The sequence below is a fragment of the Paenibacillus sp. sgz302115 genome, assembly GCF_056120445.1.
Genome location: NZ_JBVYOK010000029.1, coordinates 43418 through 62633, shown reverse-complemented (window position 1 = coordinate 62633; position 19216 = coordinate 43418). Strand labels below are relative to the sequence as shown.

Genomic DNA, 19216 nt, shown 5'->3' with positions numbered 1-19216 from the left:
GGCGTCGGCGTTGGTGTCGGCTCCGGCGTTGGTGTCTGCGTTGGTGTTGGTGTCGGCGTCGGCGTTGGTGTTGGTGTTGGTGTTGGCGTTGGTGTCGGCGTTGGCGTCGGCGTCGGCGTTGGTGTCGGCTCCGGCGTTGGTGTCGGCGTTGGTGTTGGTGTCGGCGTTGGCGTCGGCGTCGGCGTTGGTGTCGGCTCCGGCGTTGGTGTCGGCGTTGGTGTTGGTGTCGGCGTCGGCGTTGGTGTTGGCGTCGGCTCCGGCGTTGGCGTTGGCGTTGGTGTCGGCGTTGGCGTTGGTGTCGGCGTCGGCGTTGGTGTTGGTGTTGGTGTTGGCGTCGGTTTTGGCGTCGGTGTCGGTTTCGGCGTCGGCGTCGGTTTTGGCGTCGGCGGTGGTGTCGGCGTCGATGTTGGTGTTGGCGTCGGCGTCGGCGTCGGTTTTGGTGTTGGTGTTGGTGTTGGCGTTGGTGTCGGCGTCGGCGTTGGTGTCGGCGTCGGCGTTGGCGTCGCCGTCGGTTTTGGCGTTGCCGTTGGTTTTGGCGTTTCCGTCGGTTTTGGCGTTTCCGTCGGTTTTGGCGTCGGCGTCGGTTTTGGCGTCGGCGTTGGTTTTGGCGTCGGCGTTGGTTTTGGCGTCGGCGTCGGTTTTGGCGTCGGCGTTGGTTTTGGTGTCGGCGTCGGTTTCGGCGTTGCCGTCGGTTTTGGCGTTTCCGTTGGTTTTGGCGTCGCCGTCGGTTTTGGCGTCGGCGTTGGTGTTGACGTCGGTGTTGGCGTCGGCGTCGGTTTTGGCGTTTCCGTTGGCGTCGGCGTCGGTTTTGGCGTCGCCGTCGGCGTCGGCGTCGGTGTTGGTGTCGGTGTCGGTGTCGGCGTCGGTGTCGGCGTTGGTGTCGGTGTCGGCGTTGGTGTTGGCGTCGCCGTCGGTGTCGGCGTCGGCGTCGGCGTCGGTTTTGGCGTCGGCGTTGGTGTTGGCGTCGGTGTCGGTGTCGCACTCGGTGTTGGTGTTGGCGTTAAAGGTGGTTCCGTTCCCTGGTACGGATAATGGTGCATCTGCACATGTCCGTTGAACGATTTTGCAATGAGTGTGCCGTGCAGTTCCGCATAATCATAGTACACTTCGGCCCGTGGCGCTAATATAGTGCCATTAATGGTTGTGTTGCCAATTTTCAAATCAGTGGCTTCATAAAAATTAAATAATACCTTATTGGGATTGCTCCCATCAATTTGAAAGCTCGGGATTTTCACTGAGGTCCCGCTTACATTGATAACAACCGTTGCATTCCCCGTTATATTGAACACCATATTATTGGTCGCTGCCCAATCGGCTGCAGTCATATTTATAACATTGTAGGGCTTTGGGGCATTGATGGTTATTTTTCCATAATCCCTGACAAAGGGCTGTGTCTGCGGCAATGCGGCCAGCTCGCTCGAACGCCCGATCAAAAACTGCTCCTCCGCTGCGAAATCAATCGGTGTATCTTTTCGCGAGCCCCCCTGAAGTGTAGTGCTTGAATCAGCCGTTAGAGTACCACCGTATACAGTTGTTCCATGAACAGTCCCATTCGAAAAAGTAATGTTCTTGCCGGCGATAAGCACGTCTCCGCCCGGGGCATCCTTGGATACACCGTACCCCTGCAAAGTAATATTCCCTGCGGCCGCGAGCCTTCCATGAATCTGATCGTATGACTGCGTAAAATCCCCAAAGATAAAAGCATTAAAATTGCCGGCTACCCCCAAAACCGGTGTAGGAGTATAGGGCATACTGGCCGCTGCTTTAACCTCCCATCCCCCAGTAATCACACTGCCTACTGTCAGCATTCCTGCCAATAGCAGAGCTGCCGTCTTTTGCATTTTTTTCTTCAATCGCATGCACCTCCTATTAATTACTCTATGATTTCAAGAAAAAACTATAACAACAAAAAGACCGCCAAGAAGGGTTAGCTTCACGGCGGCCGGACAATCATAACCTGTCTAGCAGGCTTTAGATTCCTGACTTTGCGTCCCGTTCTTTCGAACGGTTTGCGTTTTACATGATCGTATGATTTTTTTAAATTTCAGATAGTCTATGATATTTGTTACTTTCGACCTAATGTCAGTTTAGCCGCTCCACCTCCATATTGTCAATCTATTCCTTTTTATTTTTTTGGAAGCTTGGATGAGAAAATCCGCTGCAAACCGCCATGCATAAGGATTAACCAGCTTGATCCAGTCTGAAACAGTGTTCAACAACGGCGTATCCGGTAGCTTCTTCTGCTTCATGTAATCTTCTCGTTATTCGAAACCACTAATTTTCATTATTAAAATTTAGTCTTTTTGAACTATTTGTCGAACATTGCTGCGTGAAGTCCAACCATCCTTATAATGCAAAAAAACTGTCGCCGAAAGTTACCGGCAGCAGTTTTTCAAAAGATAAAAATTTATATGTTTTACCCCATAAATTATCCTTATCTTTCTGGAGAAACGGAAGCCGTTTCTTCTTGTCGACATCTATGTATGCTATATGCGCTATCGTGTCCAGGCAATGCGGATATAGCGGGTTTGCATTTTATAACAGTTGCATCCAGCCAATCATGGACACCCAAAGCGGAATACTCAGGAGCAAACCGAATACCAAACCACGGCGGAGACTTCCTTCATGAATCATCACAATTCTCCTTTTGAGGTGCTTTATTTTTTCAAGCTTCAATCTTTAATATTTCAATTTTAATATAAAATAATTCTTCTGATTTTATTGTGAAATTTATCACATTTATCGACTTGTTTTAAAATACTATTGATTATTTTTTGAAGGCCGGGTTACAATGCGAATATACGTTCTCTTTATGAGGTGATGAATCCCATGCATAGGGTGGAGAGTACAGACAATACGCTGGTCAAATCTTATATTATGCTGCCGCTGATTATATCGGCTTTTGAGCGCGATGCTGCCATTCTGTCCAAGGAGCTGCGCACCCCCGCCCCCTACATAGAGGTTCTTAATACAGCCGCGAATGCGGCAACCGCTGATCTGCGTGATGTGCGTGCTGAAATGAGAACACGGGGCGTCAAGGTCTACGAACAACTACGGCGGGAGGACGGTATGGAGGTCAAATTTGTCTGCCGGGGGTATCATGAGCGGATGCTGCTGCTGGACCATATCATTGCCACTCAGGCCACGATCCATATGCGCAAATACCTGAAGCTGGATATCTCCAGTTCCCGGATGCGAAGCAGCTAAATGCCTTATTTTCTCACAAAAAAAGGCCCCGCCATAAAAGCCGGCAAGACCATAAGTGGATAACAATCACATTAATACCTTCCAATAGCCCAGCGAGCCAAGAATAACAATCAGCGCTACAGGATATAGAATTTTTCGGCTCACCTTGTCCTTAAACGTAAAAAACAAGCAAAGCATACAAAGCCACGCAATAAGAAGACTTCCCATTCCTTATGCATACGCCCTTTCCTGTGTATCCGGATTAGCTCCTGGCGCAAGACTGCGCTTCAAAACATATATACTAAGATTACCCGCGAGCTAACCCAATCATACCACTAAACAGCTTGGATAGCTCCCCAAAGAGAATACTACTCCCTCTCCGGGACAGGGTGCTCCCAGAAACTCAGCCGTCCTTTAGCAGGTATGGGGTCAGCAAGCAAATCTGCACCTTCCAGCTTCCAGGCAAACCGCCCTTCAGCATAATCGCCAAAAATATATTCATTGCCGCCCGGCCAACCCTCCCCGGCATTCTCAGGAGTCACCTCATGGCACTCGGTAAGGCGGCATGTGGCGATAATGGCTCCGGCGGGCAGATTGTCAGCGGTGAATCCGTGCCGGGCCAATACCGATTTATACGGCTCTTGTCTGCACACGGACTTGTCTATGCCCATCCCGGCATGAATAGCCAGTTCACCGCGATAAGATGTTCTCCATGAACGGGTTTCGAATTGCTTTTCTCCAAGAGCGGCCAATGTCGCCCAGGGCTGCCGGATCGTCAAGCATCTCATTGTCGCCGCCTCCTCACCCTAACAAAAAATGCAATCCAAAGCTCTATAAGCTCCCGGCGGCGATGGCCTCAATCTCAATCAACAGATCATCCCTGATCAGCTTGCGGACTTCAACTGCTGAGCTGGCCGGCGGATTGAGGGTATTGATGTACTGGTCCCGAATATCCCGGACAACCTGCATTTTGGAAATGTCGGTCACAAAAAACGTCAATTTCACCACATCATCAAAGCTGGCTTCCGCAGCCTCCAAGGCGCCTTTGATATTTTCAAATACTTGCTTTGTCTGTGCCGCCAGATCCCCTGCCCCTACAACTTGGCCATCCTTGTTCATGGCTATCTGTCCGGAGATATAGAGCGTCCGTGCATTCCTGACTTCCACCACACTCGTGTACCCGGAGGATACCGGCAAGGTTTCAGGATTTATAAATTTCACCCGTTCATTCTGCATGTAGGCTTCCCCCATTCCAATGAATCCAATGGTGTATAAGCTCTGGAATCATATAAAGATAAGGATTAACAATCATCCTATGCATTGCAACAAAAAATAAAGCCGGGGCGCTTGTTCCCGCATCAATTCCACCCGGGGAGGGCGAAGTTGACGGCTCCGGTTTTTCAAGCCCATATTGCTCTGTCAGCCTATCTTTTGTTCCACTGTCGATAACAGTTCCGTCAACCGCCGCGTAGATAAGTCCAGGCTGCAAAAAGGCCGCCATGAAGATCAGTAAAGCTGTGAATAGGATTACGGATTTTTTCTTAGTGCTCATCATTACCATCCTTATTAACGGACTCATACCGCTGGCGGATTTCAAGATTTTTGGCATGATTATATAGATCCAAAGCCACAATCCCTCTGCGTGCAAGCTTCACAAATAGAACAAAAGCATAGATCCCTAGTCCAGTGCATACCAGCCAAACTAAGAATGCAAATACACTAAATCCTCCAAAAAATATACCTGGCTGCGACACCATTTCTTCACGCCCCTATCCATATTGTTGTCGGCACTTTCCGAACTCAATACTGTTTAGTATATTGGATATGGAACAATATGTAAATCTCCCCGAAAGTCCGTAAACTGTGCTTTAAAGGTCTAACCATGATTTTGCCATGCGAAATGCCACCCGCCTAAATGTTATAGTAGTGTTATACAGGAGGTGCTATTTATGATAAATAACGATGAACAATTTATTGAAGTAGCTATAAAAATGGCTTTTAAGGCTAGAGAAGAGGGAAATGAACCCTTCGGTGCAATCTTAGTAAAAAATAACGAAATTGTAATGTATGGAGAAAATAAAATAAATAGTTATTGTGATCCTACACATCATGTTGAAATTGGACTTATACGCACTTTTTGCTCTGAGAACAACATTTTTGATCTTAATGAATATACTTTGTATACCAGCTGTGAACCTTGCGTAATGTGTACAGGAGCTATGGTATGGTCTAATTTAGGAAAAATAGTCTATAGTGTGTCACATGATCAGCTGGCAGAAATTGCAGGCAGTAATATAATGATTTCATGTAAGGAAGTTATCGAAAAAAGTCCACATAAGCCGGTCGTAATAGAAAAAGTATTAAATGCCGAAGGGCTAAAAGTATTCGAGGGATATACCTTTTCCCATTGAATTCACTTCCATGTTATTCGAGTATTTCAGAATAACATGGATATTTTTTCCCCACAAAAAAAGCACGACCCCCAAAACCCCGGAAGCCGCGCCATGATTGAATTCTTAAGGATGCTGGTGAAGGGAATTGAACCCCCGGCCTACGCATTACGAGTGCGTTGCTCTACCCCTGAGCTACACCAGCTTAAAGCATACTTTTTCTGTCAAACAAAATACATTATACAGCGTCTGGAGAAAAACGCAACCCTTTCTCTCATAGTCCTTGCCTTTAACCCCAGCCTGCCCGCTCTTCCTTCGGTCTAGTCTCCCGGAACTATTGCTCCAGCAGCTTGCGCTCCACCGACTCCAGCTTGCTGCGGCTCGTAGAGACCTTGTCGCGGCGGTCATCTATCTTAAGTGAAGTAGAGACACGCTGTGCACCCGCTCTAAAAGGAGATTCGTGCAGCGCTTCTACAGCAGCGAGAATCCGCGGCAGCGGTCCTTCGATAATTGTGCCCATAGATGTCAGCTCGTAGGTAATGCCCTCCACCGTCTCCAGCACTCGCTGCATACCGGCCACATAGCTGCTGAGGCTGGTGCTGCCTGTGCCGATCGGAATTACGGTTACTTCGCCAATAGCCATTCGAAATCCCTCCTATATATAAGTCTCCAGTCCCTTCTATTGTAACAACTCCTGTCTGGCGTCACAAATCGCCTGAAGCCCCAGCATCCCTTCCCTCGAAATCCTATGATTGCACTCACTGCAGATATGAAGCCTTTGTGGCGTTTTTTGGGACAATTTATGAATCGGATCCGGCAAAATTTGTCGTTATTCTGTGGATTATCTGTGGATGAATTGTGGACTAACTCCGGAACATCTGTGGACTAGCTGTGGATCATCTGTGCGTAAAGCGGCTGAACCCGCCCGGGGCGCGGACTTGCAAAAAAGTATTTACAAACACAATATATTGGGTTAATTTTATATAGCGACAACAAAATATAGTGGAATCAGGTGCTTCACCTCTACAGGAGTGCTGAAGCTTAATAGGGAAGCGCGGTGCAAATCCGCTGTGGTCCCGCCACTGTAACCGGATGCTCGACAGCGTCATGAAGCGCTGCAGAGCAGTATCCTGAGGCTCATGCCACTGAGGGTCATTCCCCTTGGGAAGGCGCCTTAAGGATTCACCGGGAGCCAGGAGACCTGCCTGTTTCCGGGCACCATTATTTACGCCTGCGAGGAACAGGAGAGGTGTCCGCATGCGGCCTGCACAAGCAGATTTAGCCTTCCCTAAGACGGGGAGCCAAGGCTGCCGATACCTGAAGGCGATAATCCTTATTGCCTTCAGGTATCGGCTTCTGCGGGAAAGCTTATTTCCATGGAGACCATCCGCAAATATCCGCGCTCCGGTTATTTGCGCTACGCATCCGGGCATTTTCCGTCTTCCTCGGCGGGAGATGCTTTTTTATTAATGTCAGTTAGCCTGGTTAGAACGTTCTTATATATCGAGAGGAGAGTGCTGCACAATGACGCTGCTGGAGAAACGGTACAACGCTGAACAAACTACACAAGAGGTTATGTTAGAGGAAGTTATCCATTTGGGGCGCGATATTATCGACAGCCGGGATTTGGATCTGCTGCGTGAGAATGCCAATTTGAACGGGGAGAGCTTTTCCGGCAAAATGAGCAAGTTCGGCAGTGAATACTCCAAGTGGTATGCCCGCAACTTCACAATGCCGCCGCAGCTCGTGCAGGCTTCCCTCGATAATGTGGTGTATGTCCATGACCTGGACCAGTACGTCATCGGAACAACCAACTGCATCTTTATCCCGTTCGAGCGGCTGCTCCGCGAAGGCTTCAACACCGGCAACGGCAGTGTGCGGCCACCGAACTCGATTATGACCGCGATGTCGCTGGTGGCGATTATTTTCCAGTCTCAGCAAAATGCCCAGTACGGCGGCGTATCCGCCAACAAGCTGGATTTCGATCTGGCTCCTTATGTAACGAAATCCTTCGCCAAGCTGTTCCGTAAAGGACTGGAGTACTTCGAAGAAGGACAAGCCGGCGAGCATCTCGGCGAGGTTACCATGAGCCGCAGCGATCTGGCCGAGCAGTACCCTCGGGCCTTCCGCTTTGCCCTGAAGGAGACGGAGAGCGAGACGCTGCAGGCGGCAGAGAGCATGATACATAACCTGAATACGATGTCCAGCCGCTCGGGCGGTCAGATTCCTTTTACCAGCATTAACTATGGTACCTGCACTTCGCCAGAGGGCCAGCTCGTCATCAGCTCACTGCTGACGGCGACCATGAACGGCCTGGGCAGCGGTGAAACGCCGGTGTTCCCTATCCAGATCTTCAAATGCAAGCAAGGTGTCAACCAGCAGCAGGGCGATCCTAACTATGAGCTGTTCCTAAAGGCCGCCGAGTGCTCCGCGCGCAGACTGTATCCGAACTTCGCTAATCTCGATGCGCCGCTCAACCTGCAGTATTATGATCCGGCTGACCCGGATACTGAATTTGCGACAATGGGCTGCCGCACCCGGGTACTGGGCGACCGCTTCGGACGCAACCACTGCTCCGGCAAAGGCAATCTGTCCTTCAACACACTCAACCTGGTGCGTCTCGGGCTGGCTCACGGCACGGTTACAGGCCGCCGCCTGGTAGCCGACGAGCAAGGCTTCTATGATGATCTGAACCATTACATGGACATCGCTCTGGATGGGCTGCTCCACCGCTTCCGCATTCAGGCTGCTCAGAAGGCCAAAGCCTCCGATTTCATGATGCGCGAAGGGGTCTGGGAAGGCGGTCAAGAGCTGGCCCCTGAGGATAGCGTAGGAGAGCTGCTGAAGCACGGCAGTCTGTCCATCGGCTTCATCGGGATGGCAGAGTGCATGAAGGCGATGTACGGCAAGCACCATGGCGAGGATATGGAGATTCATTCCAAAGCGCTCGCCATCGTCCGCCATATGCGGGAATACTGCGACCGCAAGAGCGAGGAGCTTAACCTCAACATCACGCTGTTCGCCACACCGGCTGAAGGACTGTCCGGCAAATTCACGAAGGTGGACCGCAAGGTGCTTGGTTCCATTCCGGGCGTTACCGACCGTGAATACTATACGAACTCCTTCCATGTCCCGGTCTATCATGAGCTAAGCGCAGCCCAGAAGATCAGCCTGGAAGCTCCGTTCCACGAATATTGCAACGCCGGCGCGATCTCTTATGTCGAGTTGAACGGCAATGCCCGCAGCAATCCGGCGGCTTTTGTGAAGATCATCAAGTACGCGCTTGAGCAGCAGGTCAGCTACTTCAGCATCAACCATCCGATTGACCGCTGCTCGGCCTGCGGCTATGAAGGTGTGATCGGCACGAACTGCCCTTCCTGCGACGCGCATGAGAACGATGTGCATATCCGCCGCCTGCGCCGGGTAACCGGCTATCTGACCGGCGATTATCAGACCCGCTTCAACGCCGCCAAGCAAGCCGAAGTACGGGATCGCGTTAAGCATCTATGAATATTTGCGGCTACTACCCTGAATCAATCAACGAGGGAGAGGGCATGCGGGCCGTCATCTTCCTCAGCGGCTGCCGCCACCGCTGCCCGGGCTGCTTCAATCCGAAGACCTGGAATTTCAATTTCGGCGAGCCCTTCACCCTGGAGCGTCAGCGGGAGATTATTGCGGAAATGGCCGCAAATCCGCTGCTGGACGGGCTGACGCTGGCAGGCGGCGATCCTTTTTTCTCGGCAGAGGAGGCTGCGGGCTTCATTCAGGAGCTGCGCAGTGTGCTGCCGGACTTCTCTATCTGGATTTACACAGGCTATACTTACGAAGAGCTTACAGCCGCTCCCGGCTCACCGGAGTGGAACCTGCTGTCCTTGTGCCACGTGGTCATTGACGGCCGATTTGTGGAAGAGCTTAAAGACACCACCCTCCCCTACCGGGGAAGCAGCAACCAGCGGATTATTAACATTCCAGCCAGTCTTGCCGGTACGGAGATCGTACACTGGCAACCGGCTGAGCTATAACTTACGTTAACTTTCAAAAGGCAGGCCAAGCGTAAATGCGGGCCGCCTTCTGCGCTCATATAGTTCAATTTTTGATATTGAAAATTATACCCAAAAAAATGAAGGGATGTATGAACCATGCCACAGCTCGTAGTGAAACCCGACAACCGCCAATTGGCTTTTGATGAAATCCGCCTCTCCGTATACGCCGACCGTATCCTGAAAGGTCTTGACCAGCTAAGCAAAGAAACTCTGCTGCGCGGAGTGCAGTCCAAGCTGCGCCGTGACGAGGTTAGCGGAGAAGAGATCAGCAGCGCCTTCACGATGAGCGCCCTTGAGCTTGTAACCAAGGAGGAGCCGGACTGGAAGTTTGCTGCTGCGCGGTCGCTTTTGACTTCCCTGTACAAAAAAGCTGCCGTCAACCGCCGCTACAAAGCCTACCCGGACGAACCGTATGGCGAGCTCTACCCCCTGATCACCGATCTGGTCAAAAAAGGCATCTACCGCGAAGAGCTGCTTACCTACTATACCAAGGAGCAGATTGTGGAGCTTGGCGGCTGCATCGACTATACGCGCGACCTGCTGTTCGATTATATCGGCCTTTTGACTCTCTCGGACCGTTATCTGGCTCATGATTTTGACGGGCGTGTAATGGAGCTGCCGCAGGAGCGCTATATGATCATCGCCATGTTCCTCATGCACACTGAGCCGGAAGAGAAACGCCTGGATCTGGTAAAAGAAGCCTACTGGGCGATGAGCAACATCTACATGACCGCTGCTACACCAACTATGTCCAACGCAGGTAAAAAGGTTGCCGGGCAGCTCTCCAGCTGCTTCATCGACACTGTGGACGACTCCCTCGAAGGCATCTTCGACTCCAACACCGATGTGGCCCGGCTCAGCAAAATGGGCGGAGGCATCGGCGTCTATCTCGGCAAGGTGCGGGCCCGCGGCTCCGATATCCGCGGTCACAAGAACACCAGCTCCGGCGTCATCCCTTGGATTCGCCAACTCAACAATACCGCTGTCAGCGTAGATCAGCTTGGCACGCGCAAAGGCGCCGTCGCCGTCTACCTTGACGTCTTCCACAAAGACATTCTCGCCTTCCTCGACCTCAAGCTGAACAACGGCGACGAGCGGATGCGCGCGCATGACGTGTTCCACGGCGTCTGCCTGCCCGATCTGTTCATGGAGGCTGTGGAGGCCCGCGGCCACTGGAATCTGTTCTGCCCGCATGAAGTGAAGAAGGTTATGGGCTGGAAGGATGCCAATGGACGCGCACTGGGTCTGGAAGACTTCTATGACGAGGAGCTGGGGCAAGGCACATTCCGCGAAAAATATGCCGAAGCTACCGCCAATCTGGAGCTCTCCCGCATCACGGTTCCGGCCATCGACATCATGAAGCGGATTATGAAATCGCAGCTTGAAACGGGTACGCCTTACATGTTCTATCGTGACACGGTGAACCGTTCCAACCCGAACCGCCACCAGGGGATGGTCTTCTCCTCCAACCTGTGCACGGAGATTATGCAGAATCAGTCGGCTACAGTGATCGAGCAGGAGGAGCTTGTTACGAAGGACGGCCAGACCCGGATTGTCATCTCCAAAATCCCCGGCGATTTCGTAGTCTGCAACCTGAACTCCATCCACCTGGCCCGCGCTGTTCCGGCCGGTGTGCTGGAGCGTCTGGTGCCGATTCAGGTCCGCATGCTCGACAATGTTATCGACATCAACAATATTGAAGTGCTGCAGGCTCAGTATACGAACAGCCAATACCGTGCTGTCGGTCTCGGCACCTTCGGCCTGCATCACCTGCTGGCGCTGGAGGGCATCCGCTGGGAGTCCGAGGAAGCCGTGGAATACAACAATCATCTGTACGAGCACATTAACTATTTGCTAGTGCGCTCTAGCCTTGAACTGGCCCGCGAGAAGGGCCGTTATCCGAAGTTTGCCGGCTCTGACTGGGAGACTGGCGCTTACTTCACCTCACGCGGCTATACCAGCGGCGAGCAGGAAGGCAAATATGTGACGACTGAGCAATGGCGTCAGCTGCAGCAGGAAGTCGCTGCTGACGGCGTGCGCAACGCCTGGATGTTCGCGATTGCCCCGAACGGCTCGACCTCGATCATCGCCGGCTCCACAGCCAGCATTGATCCGCTCTACGAGCTGCTCTCCTACGAGGAGAAAACCACCTACAAGATCGCCAACCCGGCCCCGGATCTGTCCGAGAAGACAATCTGGTACTACAAAACGGCGTTCCTAATTGACCAGAACTGGTCAATCCGCATGGCCTCGGCCCGCCAGCGCCACGTTGACCAGGGACAGAGCTTCAACCTGTACGTGACTCCGGACATCAAGGCCACCGATTTCCTGGCGCTGCACCTGAACGCCTGGAAGGGCGGACTGAAATCGACCTATTACGTGCGGAGCCGTGCCTTGACTATAGAAGAGTGCGAGTCTTGCGCGAGCTAATTATCTTAATGCCTTGCATAGAAAAACGGTGATGTATTCGTCACTACGAGGAACGTTGGGGCTTCCGGCCGCTGTTCGCGGCGGAATCCGCAGACAGCTTAGACTGAGGATTGCCGGTTTTGCGCCGGAAGGCTTTCCGGTGCAGAGCCTTCGGCGATCTTTCTCGCCTCTTCAGCTCCACACGCACCGCCCTGCCTTGCCGAATAACTGCACTTTGTACAGCTATAGCCTGGCATTTGGCAGATAAACACAATTTAGCTGCACTCTGTACAATTATCCAGGCGGAAATCGGCTAAATTGCAGGAATTCTCTATTTTTAATTGCAGAAACTACAGTTATAGCTCATGAAAAGGCTCCACAGCAGTAAATAACTGCAGTAAATACATTTATCTGCACGGAGGCTGCCATAATAGCGTTCTTTCTTTCAAACGTTTCACTATATAGTCATAGTCGTTTCAATGAGAATATCAGGCTGAACACCGCTTCATGCATAATACAGGAGGGAAATAATAATGCAATTGCAAAAGATTTTTAATACCGAAGCCCCGAACCAGTCCACCCGCATCATCGACGGGGAATGCTCGGGCATTCTGAACTGGAACGATATCCGCATGCCGCATATGTATAAACTCTACAAGGTGCTGCTGCTGAACCACTGGATCGCGGACGAGATCCCGATGTCGAAGGATGCGCAGCAGTTCCCGCTGCTGGAAGCGGAGGAGCAACGCGTATTTAAAATCAACATCGGCCTGCTGGCGGTGCTCGATTCGATGCAGACGATGTTCGTCGGCGATGTGAAGCGGTATTTTACCGACTCTTCTCTGGAGGCGATTTCGGCAATCATCGGGCAGCAGGAGGTTGTGCACAACCAGTCCTACTCCTACGTCCTGTCTTCGATTGTCTCGGAGAGCGAGCAGAAAGAGATTTTTGAGTACTGGAAGCATGATCCGGTGCTGCTGGAGCGCAACCAGTTCATTTCGAACATCTATCAGGAGTTCCGCGATGCGCCATCCAAGGAGACCTTCTTCCGTGCGCTGGTGGCGGATCTGATTCTGGAGGGGATTTTCTTCTACAGCACCTTCGCCTTCTTCTACAACCTGGCCCGTGACCAGAAAATGATGGCGACCAGCCAGATGATCTCCTATATTCAGCGCGACGAGAATCAGCACTGCTACTTCTTCGCAGAGGTGTTCAAGCAGCTTCTGGTTGATTTCCCTGAGCTGAACACGCCGGAGAACATGGATTATGTCTACCGCACCATCGACCGTGCCGTAGAGCTGGAGACCAACTGGGGCTATTACACGCTCACCAACGTGCCGGGCATTGATATGAACGAGCTGAGCGACTACATCAAATACATCGCCAACAAACGCCTGACCCTGATGGGCCTGGACAAAGCCTACCAAGGTGTAGACGTCAACTGCATGCCGTGGATCAAGCCTTTCTCCGACGAAGCGCTGAACGCGACCAAAACCGACTTCTTCGAAGCCAAGTCCCGCAACTACGGCAAGGTCGGCGACGATAACGGGTTTGATGATTTGTAAGCATCTAAAAAGCCCTTTACATCCAATCCGGGTGTACAGGGCTTTTGCCGTTTAAATAACAAATAGAACAAAAAAGGCAACAATAACGAAAATCCCCCCAATCGTTAAGAGCGTCTTTTTTAGTTCGGGTATATAATTTCGATTTCTTTTACCGGCTATTGCAGCAACCCCTACAATTATCAAATACGCAACCAGTAACCAGACTACTCCACTCATTCTGTCAGTCAAACAATCCCCCCCTAAATTAATTTAATGCCATTTTAAAATAGTCATCATCCGTTGCGAAATGAATAATTGATCCAACATCATTTTGTATAAACTGCTGAAGATCTTCCATACCATAAGTATCACACTTCCAAATAAAAGAAGCTATAATCATAGAAAATCCTTTGGACTTATTAACAATAATTTCCTGACCACATTCTTTTCCTTTTGTTCTTTCTCCAATTAGTTGAACCGATTTCAAATTAGTCTTCAATGTCAAAGCGGCAACTTCGCTACAACTGGCAGTTTGTTCATTAACAAAAATATAAATTTTTTCATAGCTTAGCGGCGCAAGTTCATCTGAATAGTAGGTTACTTTTTTATTTTTATAATATAAGGTTACTATCTCTTTTTTATCTTTAATAAGAAATCGGCAAAAGGACATACAAGCATCAATGTATCCACCCGGAGAATTTCTCAAATCCAAAATTAGATATGGACGATCCTTATGCTGGTTCATAATTTGAAATGCCTGATCCACTGATTTTTTCGTAAAGTAAGACAAGTTTATGTAGAGAAAATCCTCCACCAATCTATATTCAAAATGCTTTTGCTCTTTGATATCAACACTGTCCGAGTGGGCTTTTCCAATTAAAAAATCAGTAAAAACAGTTCCCCTGGTATCTTGAATAAATTGTTTAAAGGATTTGAGATCAACCATGGTTGAATTCATTAACTTACTTTTCAATTGTTGATATCGCTGATCCTGATTCAAAAATATGTCATTCAATTCATAGTACTCCATACATTCCTTGATCAACTCAGACTCATCGTTATTTTTATGTGAAAATATCATCATATCCCCCCCTGTTCAATCGTTGAGCAATTTAATCTCATAAGCTTCAGAGAGTTTTTGAATGTTCAGGACCAGGCGTTCCCGTCTTGCGCTTCTGGCAATGAATAAGGAAATGGTTGTAAGCAATATACCTAAAGCGACAGCTCCCATGGTAATCCACACACCCGTGGGCAAAAAAGAAGCGAAGAGAAAGGGGGCGAAAGGAAACAGAAAGTTAAATATACTGAACACACTTGTCAAATACTGCTTCCATTTGGTGAAATCCACATTATGCACTGTCGCCGCCGCAAGGAGTGCAAAACCCAGAAATGAGAAAGCAATATTCTCTATAAAATATTGGGTGTCGCTGATATAAAATTGCCCTCTGATCAGCAGACTCCCAATCGAAATTAGCAGTAAATACATTTGTGCAATTATAAAACCTGATCCAGCTACCAGCATCCAGTTTGCAAACCACAATTTGAACGGTGTAAGCGGAGTTGTCAACAAAGTTTCACTGTGGACCAGATCCTCAATGTTCCAATGCCCCAAATTTCCAAGCAACATGCATGCCAGCGAGAAATAGGACACAATAATATGGCGGGGTACGGAGAAGCCCGTTAGTAAGGCGAAATAGATTATCGGTAAAACAAGAGTGATGAATAGTTTTATTTTATTAGTACGTATTTCTTTATATCGTTTCCATAAAAGAGCATTCATTCTATTTCATACTCCCTTCAAAGAACCTGTTCCACTCCTGCTTTGGCAAAAACTGCTGTTGAAAACCAAAAATAAGCACAGACGTCAAAATAAAAAATAGCAGGCAGTAGCTAACCGGAAGCAACAAATACAAGAGCATGATTAAAAGGGCATACCCTATTTCAATAATATAATTCCATATTTTACCCATTTGTTTCTGTAGCAGCATTCTCATAAGGACGAGCCGCCCTACAGGGAATAATGACACATACAATCCGCCAATGAATAAAATATCTGCAGGTTTCACCAAGGAGATATGACCTGTGAAATTCATAACAGCTAAAGAAATAAGTGTAGTTCCAATACTCATACAAAAGGAGCAAAGCATGACCACTTGAACGGTTTTATCTATTAGCTTCTCAATCGTGTACCCAAGAACTACCAGAGTCTCTTCATGACCGTGGTAATAATCATTGCAGAGCATTCTCAGTACAGCCAGAAAACAAAAATAAGGCAATAACACTATGAAATTAAGATAGACCTGTGATTGAAGCAGGCTGACAAGGATGATGGTATAGAATATAAAGGTAACCCATCTCTGCCTGAACATTTTAATAGAAAGCCACATCACAGGATTCTGAAGTATATTCATGAGGACTCCATCATTTCATTCATATCTTCAATCTGAAATATAAATCGGTATAGCTTCTCCATGTCTGCATCTTCATGATTTCCGGTAAAATACTTCGCAGCTAAGCCCGCGTAATTGCCCTCCTCGATTAATTTTCCATTTTTAATAAATCCATACACATCACAGACTTTTTTCAGCTCACTTAAATGGTGGGAATTAATTAATACTGTCAAACCCCTATTCTTCATTTCTTGTATATATTTCCTTAACATATAATTCCCTTCCACATCCAGCCCTCTGGTCGGCTCATCCAGAATCAGTAATTGCGGTTTGCCGATAAAAGCCCTGGCCAAAGCCAATCTTTGTCTCATGCCCCGGGAGAAGAAGGTGATCTTACTATCTTTGTGCTGTTCCAAATCAACCATTCTAATGCATTCATTGATGTCTTGGTCTCTTTGTTGCTTAGATGCCTTCGGAAAGAACACACGGTGAAATAGCTCTATGTTCTCCCAGGCTGTCAGACTTTTATATAATCCCAACTGATCAAGCACACAACCAATTTGCTTTCTAATCTCATTAAACGACGAATCACTACTCTTAATTCCATCGACAGTAACCGTTCCGCTCGTGGGTCTGTATATATCGAGAATGGTTCGTGTCAGCGTTGTTTTCCCTGCCCCGTTTGGACCGATCAAACCGTATACCTGACCCGTTTTTACCGTTAAGCTAATATCCTCGAGCACTGTTGACGTTCCGAAGGTTTTACTTAATTGGTTAATGACGATGTCCATTTTCCTTCCTCCAAATCATATTGACAACCCTCAGTATTAAAAAATGAGCAAGAGCTGCAAGCATAGCGGAATTCACATTCAGTACATTTATTGTTATACTTGTCTACACCTTTTTTCCAGTAATCAGACATCAGCTTTTGAAGCGCCAAGTGAAATCCATTATTTTTAAAATTCCCAACTTTGTTTTTTAATTCCATACAAGGGTATATAGAGCCATCATATGTCACCAGCACTTTTTTATCAAGACAGTGATCCCCTAATTTCCTTGCAAAAAAAGAATCAAAATCCACATTTACCATGTTTTTAGTAGTTATGGGAATAGGCTTGGTTCTTGAAAAAACCACTTGCCAAGATTCCGGTATCAGCTTGGGTTTTTCTTTACTTTCGAAGTCATAGAGAATAATAGAGACCATTTTGTTTTTCTTATACTTTCTAACGATATTCCTTAATTCTTCCTTCTGAAATAACGATATAATAAGATGGCTTTCTTCAGGCAATCCTTCAATTTTCCCAGTACCATTCGTATGAACAGAGAGTGAAATACCTTTGGCAATAATATATTCTGCTAATTTTTTGAAATAGGGACTCGTCGAAGCCTCACCACCTGTCAGCAGAATAGTATTGACTCCGTAGCCATTTAATTTATCTACAACCAGCATCCAATCCTCTATACTAAGGGGCAATCCCCCTCCCTCTATAACTCTACAGCTTGGGCAGAACACTTCCCCGCAAAATTTACAATTCAGGTTGCATTCATTCGTAAGCTGAAGAGTGGCTGTATCAATAAAAGGGGTGTTTTTGTGCATTTTTTTCTCATTATAGACATTGATAGATCTGAACTTATCCATAAAGACAGGCTTGTCCGAGAAGACTCCCCAGTTATATTTTGTGAAGAACGTATTTAACATCTCAAATTCAAGCTCTGAAATAGGTTCACCGCACTCTGCTTTCCTAATCCCCTTAGCCAAACGGTTGTCGATCCACAGCAACTTCTCGTCCACTAAATTGTGCAGTATCGACTTTTTTTTCCCAGTTACCAAATAGACTTCTGGTTTCAGCTTAAAGTAGCTCATATGCACTCCCCTACTTCACTCATGGATTTAAAATAATCAGAGGTTACTTCATCGAAAAGTTTGGGGTTGTCTTCGAGCATACTCACAAATTCCCCAAGCAGATTTTTCATAGTCTGTTGTTGCTGCATACATATTTGTGAGTTACTTTCAAACCCGTTTTCTGTCTCAAAGTTTTTGAAGCACAGGTTACACAATCTGGAAATCGGGCATTCCTCGCAGTGAACACAGATATTTTGGTTATAGTCATTCAAGACTTTGGTGATTCTATCCAGATCAAGACCCTCTTGAATGTTCCCAATTTCATAGGCACTGTTGATTTTTTCACATATTTGAAAGTTACCTTCTGTAGTAACATATAATTTTTCTCCTGGTACACACGTTCCTGTGTAAGGCCTGATTACAGGCGATGCCTCTCTTATCATTGGATGAAAAGCAAGAGTAGCGTAGATACTTCCAAAAAAACGATATAAGAACTTATTTTTATCTATATCATTTGAAATGGCCTTTTCAAAAAAACTCTCTTTCAATTTATTATATTTTTCAAAAAACACAGCCTCATCACGATCATCGAACTGTGAATAATACGTGCTGTTTTGTGTTTGAACCTGCCCTGTATGGATAACAGATAAGAGATTATCATCAAAGAAATTAGCCAGCTTTTCAAAGTCAGTTTTGTAATCAAAACAGGTTGCAATGGATAAACTGGCGTCAGGATATGTCTCTCTAAATTCATTAATATGCTTTAAAACGATATGTGAAGTATCTCTTCCTTTCACATCTACCCTGTTTCGGTCATGGTTCTCTGGGTATCCATCCAGACTGACGAGTACTGAAAAATGGTTTTCGTAAAGAAATTCCTGTATTTCAGATGTAAGAAGAAGACCATTGGTTGTGATATTATATAGAACCTCATATTCGCCATATTCTTCATTAATATAGTTAACGACCTGCTTTAGTAGAGGAATATTCGTTAGGGGTTCACCTCCATAGAAGCTTACGATTGATTTTCTCATGGGATTGCGCTCAAACATTTTTTTGAAATTATCATAGTAAAAATCTACTGAAGATTTGGCGACCTCCCAAGTCATTCTGCTGGTTCCATGTTCACGCGTATAAGGATAATGTTCCGAATAAATACAATATTTACATCTAAGATTACATGCTGAAGATATTTCAAGAATCAGTTGTTTAAATCCATTTCCATCAGTGTACAAATATTGATTCAGATTTGAAGCGTCTACACTTTCAATTTTTTGCTCGGATGGAATATTGAATTTTTTCTTTAGCACTTCTAATCCCGGGTCATCCTCCGCACTAACAATTTGCCCGGTTTCATTATCATAGAAATATTTATTCTTTCTTCTGCTTTCAAAATGGATGCCCTTCATTC

Annotated in this window: 19 protein-coding genes, 1 tRNA gene and 2 riboswitches; of the genes, 6 read left to right on the top strand and 14 right to left on the bottom strand. The window is 47.5% G+C overall.

The annotated features are described in order from the left end of the window. Nucleotides 1-1853 (bottom strand): choice-of-anchor A family protein (locus AC0LWN_RS29715; RefSeq protein WP_474671750.1); only part of this gene is annotated, 1853 nt, incomplete at its 3' end. 81 nt (nucleotides 1854-1934) lie between these two features. Further along, a riboswitch (cyclic di-GMP riboswitch) is annotated at nucleotides 1935-2024 on the bottom strand. An 805-nt stretch (nucleotides 2025-2829) separates the two neighbouring features. On the opposite strand from AC0LWN_RS29715, the gene AC0LWN_RS29710 reads away from it, so the two are divergent. Next, the gene (locus AC0LWN_RS29710) at nucleotides 2830-3207 is read left to right on the top strand and encodes a YhjD family protein (RefSeq protein WP_474671748.1); all 378 of its coding nucleotides are present in this window, start codon (nucleotides 2830-2832) and stop codon (nucleotides 3205-3207) included. 347 nt (nucleotides 3208-3554) lie between these two features. Here the strand turns inward: AC0LWN_RS29710 and AC0LWN_RS29705 are convergent, their stop codons facing one another. Genes AC0LWN_RS29705 through AC0LWN_RS29690 form a run of 4 tightly spaced genes read right to left on the bottom strand, consistent with a single transcriptional unit; the run spans nucleotide 3555 to nucleotide 4943 of the window. Further along, entirely contained in the window at nucleotides 3555-3974 is a 420-nt protein-coding gene (locus AC0LWN_RS29705; protein ID WP_474671746.1) for an ASCH domain-containing protein, read from the bottom strand. A 43-nt stretch (nucleotides 3975-4017) separates the two neighbouring features. Beyond that, nucleotides 4018-4422, bottom strand: a complete 405-nt coding sequence (locus tag AC0LWN_RS29700) for a RidA family protein (RefSeq protein WP_474671744.1) — start codon at nucleotides 4420-4422, stop codon at nucleotides 4018-4020. After that, nucleotides 4412-4738, bottom strand: coding sequence for a hypothetical protein (locus AC0LWN_RS29695; protein ID WP_474671743.1), 327 nt, complete (start codon nucleotides 4736-4738; stop codon nucleotides 4412-4414). Before AC0LWN_RS29695 ends, AC0LWN_RS29700 begins: the two co-directional genes overlap by 11 nt. Beyond that, a complete protein-coding gene (locus AC0LWN_RS29690; RefSeq protein WP_474671742.1) occupies nucleotides 4728-4943 on the bottom strand; it encodes a hypothetical protein in 216 nt (71 codons plus the stop codon). Before AC0LWN_RS29690 ends, AC0LWN_RS29695 begins: the two co-directional genes overlap by 11 nt. A 192-nt stretch (nucleotides 4944-5135) precedes the next feature. Here AC0LWN_RS29690 and AC0LWN_RS29685 point away from each other — a divergent pair, with 192 nt between their 5' ends. Continuing rightward, a complete protein-coding gene (locus AC0LWN_RS29685; RefSeq protein WP_474671740.1) occupies nucleotides 5136-5597 on the top strand; it encodes a nucleoside deaminase in 462 nt (153 codons plus the stop codon). Nucleotides 5598-5709: 112 nt separating this feature from the next. Here the strand turns inward: AC0LWN_RS29685 and AC0LWN_RS29680 are convergent. Together AC0LWN_RS29680 and AC0LWN_RS29675 are read right to left on the bottom strand one after the other, a co-directional pair. Next, nucleotides 5710-5781, bottom strand: a tRNA-Thr gene (locus AC0LWN_RS29680). Nucleotides 5782-5910: 129 nt separating this feature from the next. After that, on the bottom strand, nucleotides 5911-6219 hold the full coding sequence (locus AC0LWN_RS29675) for an MTH1187 family thiamine-binding protein (protein ID WP_474671738.1): 309 nt from the start codon (nucleotides 6217-6219) through the stop codon (nucleotides 5911-5913). A 350-nt stretch (nucleotides 6220-6569) separates the two neighbouring features. Then, a riboswitch (cobalamin riboswitch) is annotated at nucleotides 6570-6799 on the top strand. A gap of 301 nt (nucleotides 6800-7100) precedes the next feature. On the opposite strand from AC0LWN_RS29675, the gene AC0LWN_RS29670 reads away from it, so the two are divergent. The 4 genes from AC0LWN_RS29670 (at nucleotide 7101) to AC0LWN_RS29655 (ending at nucleotide 13593) form a co-directional block, all read left to right on the top strand. Beyond that, nucleotides 7101-9086 carry an anaerobic ribonucleoside triphosphate reductase gene (locus AC0LWN_RS29670; protein WP_474671736.1) on the top strand — a complete coding sequence of 662 codons (1986 nt, stop codon included), beginning with the start codon at nucleotides 7101-7103 and terminating at the stop codon, nucleotides 9084-9086. Further along, nucleotides 9083-9598 (top strand): anaerobic ribonucleoside-triphosphate reductase activating protein, encoded by a 516-nt coding sequence (gene nrdG, locus AC0LWN_RS29665; protein WP_474671734.1) that lies wholly within the window; start codon nucleotides 9083-9085, stop codon nucleotides 9596-9598. Before AC0LWN_RS29670 ends, nrdG begins: the two co-directional genes overlap by 4 nt. Before the next feature lie 117 nt (nucleotides 9599-9715). Beyond that, a complete protein-coding gene (locus AC0LWN_RS29660; protein ID WP_474671732.1) occupies nucleotides 9716-12049 on the top strand; it encodes a ribonucleoside-diphosphate reductase subunit alpha in 2334 nt (777 codons plus the stop codon). A 512-nt stretch (nucleotides 12050-12561) separates the two neighbouring features. Beyond that, a complete protein-coding gene (locus AC0LWN_RS29655) occupies nucleotides 12562-13593 on the top strand; it encodes a ribonucleotide-diphosphate reductase subunit beta (RefSeq protein ID WP_474671730.1) in 1032 nt (343 codons plus the stop codon). 51 nt (nucleotides 13594-13644) lie between these two features. Here the strand turns inward: AC0LWN_RS29655 and AC0LWN_RS29650 are convergent, their stop codons facing one another. Genes AC0LWN_RS29650 through AC0LWN_RS29620 form a run of 7 tightly spaced genes read right to left on the bottom strand, consistent with a single transcriptional unit; the run spans nucleotide 13645 to nucleotide 19214 of the window. Then, complete coding sequence (locus AC0LWN_RS29650) at nucleotides 13645-13821, bottom strand: hypothetical protein (protein ID WP_458965675.1); 177 nt, start codon at nucleotides 13819-13821, stop codon at nucleotides 13645-13647. Nucleotides 13822-13837: 16 nt separating this feature from the next. Then, nucleotides 13838-14656 carry a S41 family peptidase gene (locus tag AC0LWN_RS29645; protein WP_474671728.1) on the bottom strand — a complete coding sequence of 273 codons (819 nt, stop codon included), beginning with the start codon at nucleotides 14654-14656 and terminating at the stop codon, nucleotides 13838-13840. A gap of 12 nt (nucleotides 14657-14668) precedes the next feature. After that, on the bottom strand, nucleotides 14669-15352 hold the full coding sequence (locus AC0LWN_RS29640; RefSeq protein WP_474671726.1) for a Glia associated membrane protein glam-1 family protein: 684 nt from the start codon (nucleotides 15350-15352) through the stop codon (nucleotides 14669-14671). Nucleotide 15353: 1 nt separating this feature from the next. After that, nucleotides 15354-15983, bottom strand: coding sequence for a hypothetical protein (locus tag AC0LWN_RS29635; protein WP_474671724.1), 630 nt, complete (start codon nucleotides 15981-15983; stop codon nucleotides 15354-15356). Next, a complete protein-coding gene (locus tag AC0LWN_RS29630; protein ID WP_474671722.1) occupies nucleotides 15980-16753 on the bottom strand; it encodes an ABC transporter ATP-binding protein in 774 nt (257 codons plus the stop codon). The genes AC0LWN_RS29635 and AC0LWN_RS29630 overlap by 4 nt, the downstream gene beginning before the upstream one ends. Then, nucleotides 16729-17826, bottom strand: coding sequence for a radical SAM protein (locus tag AC0LWN_RS29625; protein ID WP_474671720.1), 1098 nt, complete (start codon nucleotides 17824-17826; stop codon nucleotides 16729-16731). The genes AC0LWN_RS29630 and AC0LWN_RS29625 overlap by 25 nt, the downstream gene beginning before the upstream one ends. Further along, nucleotides 17823-19214: a radical SAM protein gene (locus AC0LWN_RS29620; protein ID WP_474671718.1), complete on the bottom strand. Its 1392-nt coding sequence runs from the start codon at nucleotides 19212-19214 to the stop codon at nucleotides 17823-17825. The genes AC0LWN_RS29625 and AC0LWN_RS29620 overlap by 4 nt, the downstream gene beginning before the upstream one ends. Nucleotides 19215-19216: the final 2 nt, after the last annotated feature.

Bases quoted from the DNA above. Each gene is read 5' to 3' on its own strand.
- AC0LWN_RS29705 (WP_474671746.1), bottom strand. From the start codon at position 3,974: ATGAGATGCTTGACGATCCGGCAGCCCTGGGCGACATTGGCCGCTCTT.
- nrdG (WP_474671734.1), top strand. From the start codon at position 9,083: ATGAATATTTGCGGCTACTACCCTGAATCAATCAACGAGGGAGAGGGC.
- AC0LWN_RS29635 (WP_474671724.1), bottom strand. From the start codon at position 15,983: ATGAATATACTTCAGAATCCTGTGATGTGGCTTTCTATTAAAATGTTC.
- AC0LWN_RS29620 (WP_474671718.1), bottom strand. From the start codon at position 19,214: ATGAAGGGCATCCATTTTGAAAGCAGAAGAAAGAATAAATATTTCTAT.
- AC0LWN_RS29695 (WP_474671743.1), bottom strand. From the start codon at position 4,738: ATGAGCACTAAGAAAAAATCCGTAATCCTATTCACAGCTTTACTGATC.
- AC0LWN_RS29685 (WP_474671740.1), top strand. From the start codon at position 5,136: ATGATAAATAACGATGAACAATTTATTGAAGTAGCTATAAAAATGGCT.
- AC0LWN_RS29690 (WP_474671742.1), bottom strand. From the start codon at position 4,943: ATGGTGTCGCAGCCAGGTATATTTTTTGGAGGATTTAGTGTATTTGCA.
- AC0LWN_RS29660 (WP_474671732.1), top strand. From the start codon at position 9,716: ATGCCACAGCTCGTAGTGAAACCCGACAACCGCCAATTGGCTTTTGAT.
- AC0LWN_RS29655 (WP_474671730.1), top strand. From the start codon at position 12,562: ATGCAATTGCAAAAGATTTTTAATACCGAAGCCCCGAACCAGTCCACC.
- AC0LWN_RS29630 (WP_474671722.1), bottom strand. From the start codon at position 16,753: ATGGACATCGTCATTAACCAATTAAGTAAAACCTTCGGAACGTCAACA.
- AC0LWN_RS29710 (WP_474671748.1), top strand. From the start codon at position 2,830: ATGCATAGGGTGGAGAGTACAGACAATACGCTGGTCAAATCTTATATT.
- AC0LWN_RS29675 (WP_474671738.1), bottom strand. From the start codon at position 6,219: ATGGCTATTGGCGAAGTAACCGTAATTCCGATCGGCACAGGCAGCACC.
- AC0LWN_RS29640 (WP_474671726.1), bottom strand. From the start codon at position 15,352: ATGAATGCTCTTTTATGGAAACGATATAAAGAAATACGTACTAATAAA.
- AC0LWN_RS29625 (WP_474671720.1), bottom strand. From the start codon at position 17,826: ATGAGCTACTTTAAGCTGAAACCAGAAGTCTATTTGGTAACTGGGAAA.
- AC0LWN_RS29645 (WP_474671728.1), bottom strand. From the start codon at position 14,656: ATGATGATATTTTCACATAAAAATAACGATGAGTCTGAGTTGATCAAG.
- AC0LWN_RS29670 (WP_474671736.1), top strand. From the start codon at position 7,101: ATGACGCTGCTGGAGAAACGGTACAACGCTGAACAAACTACACAAGAG.
- AC0LWN_RS29700 (WP_474671744.1), bottom strand. From the start codon at position 4,422: ATGCAGAATGAACGGGTGAAATTTATAAATCCTGAAACCTTGCCGGTA.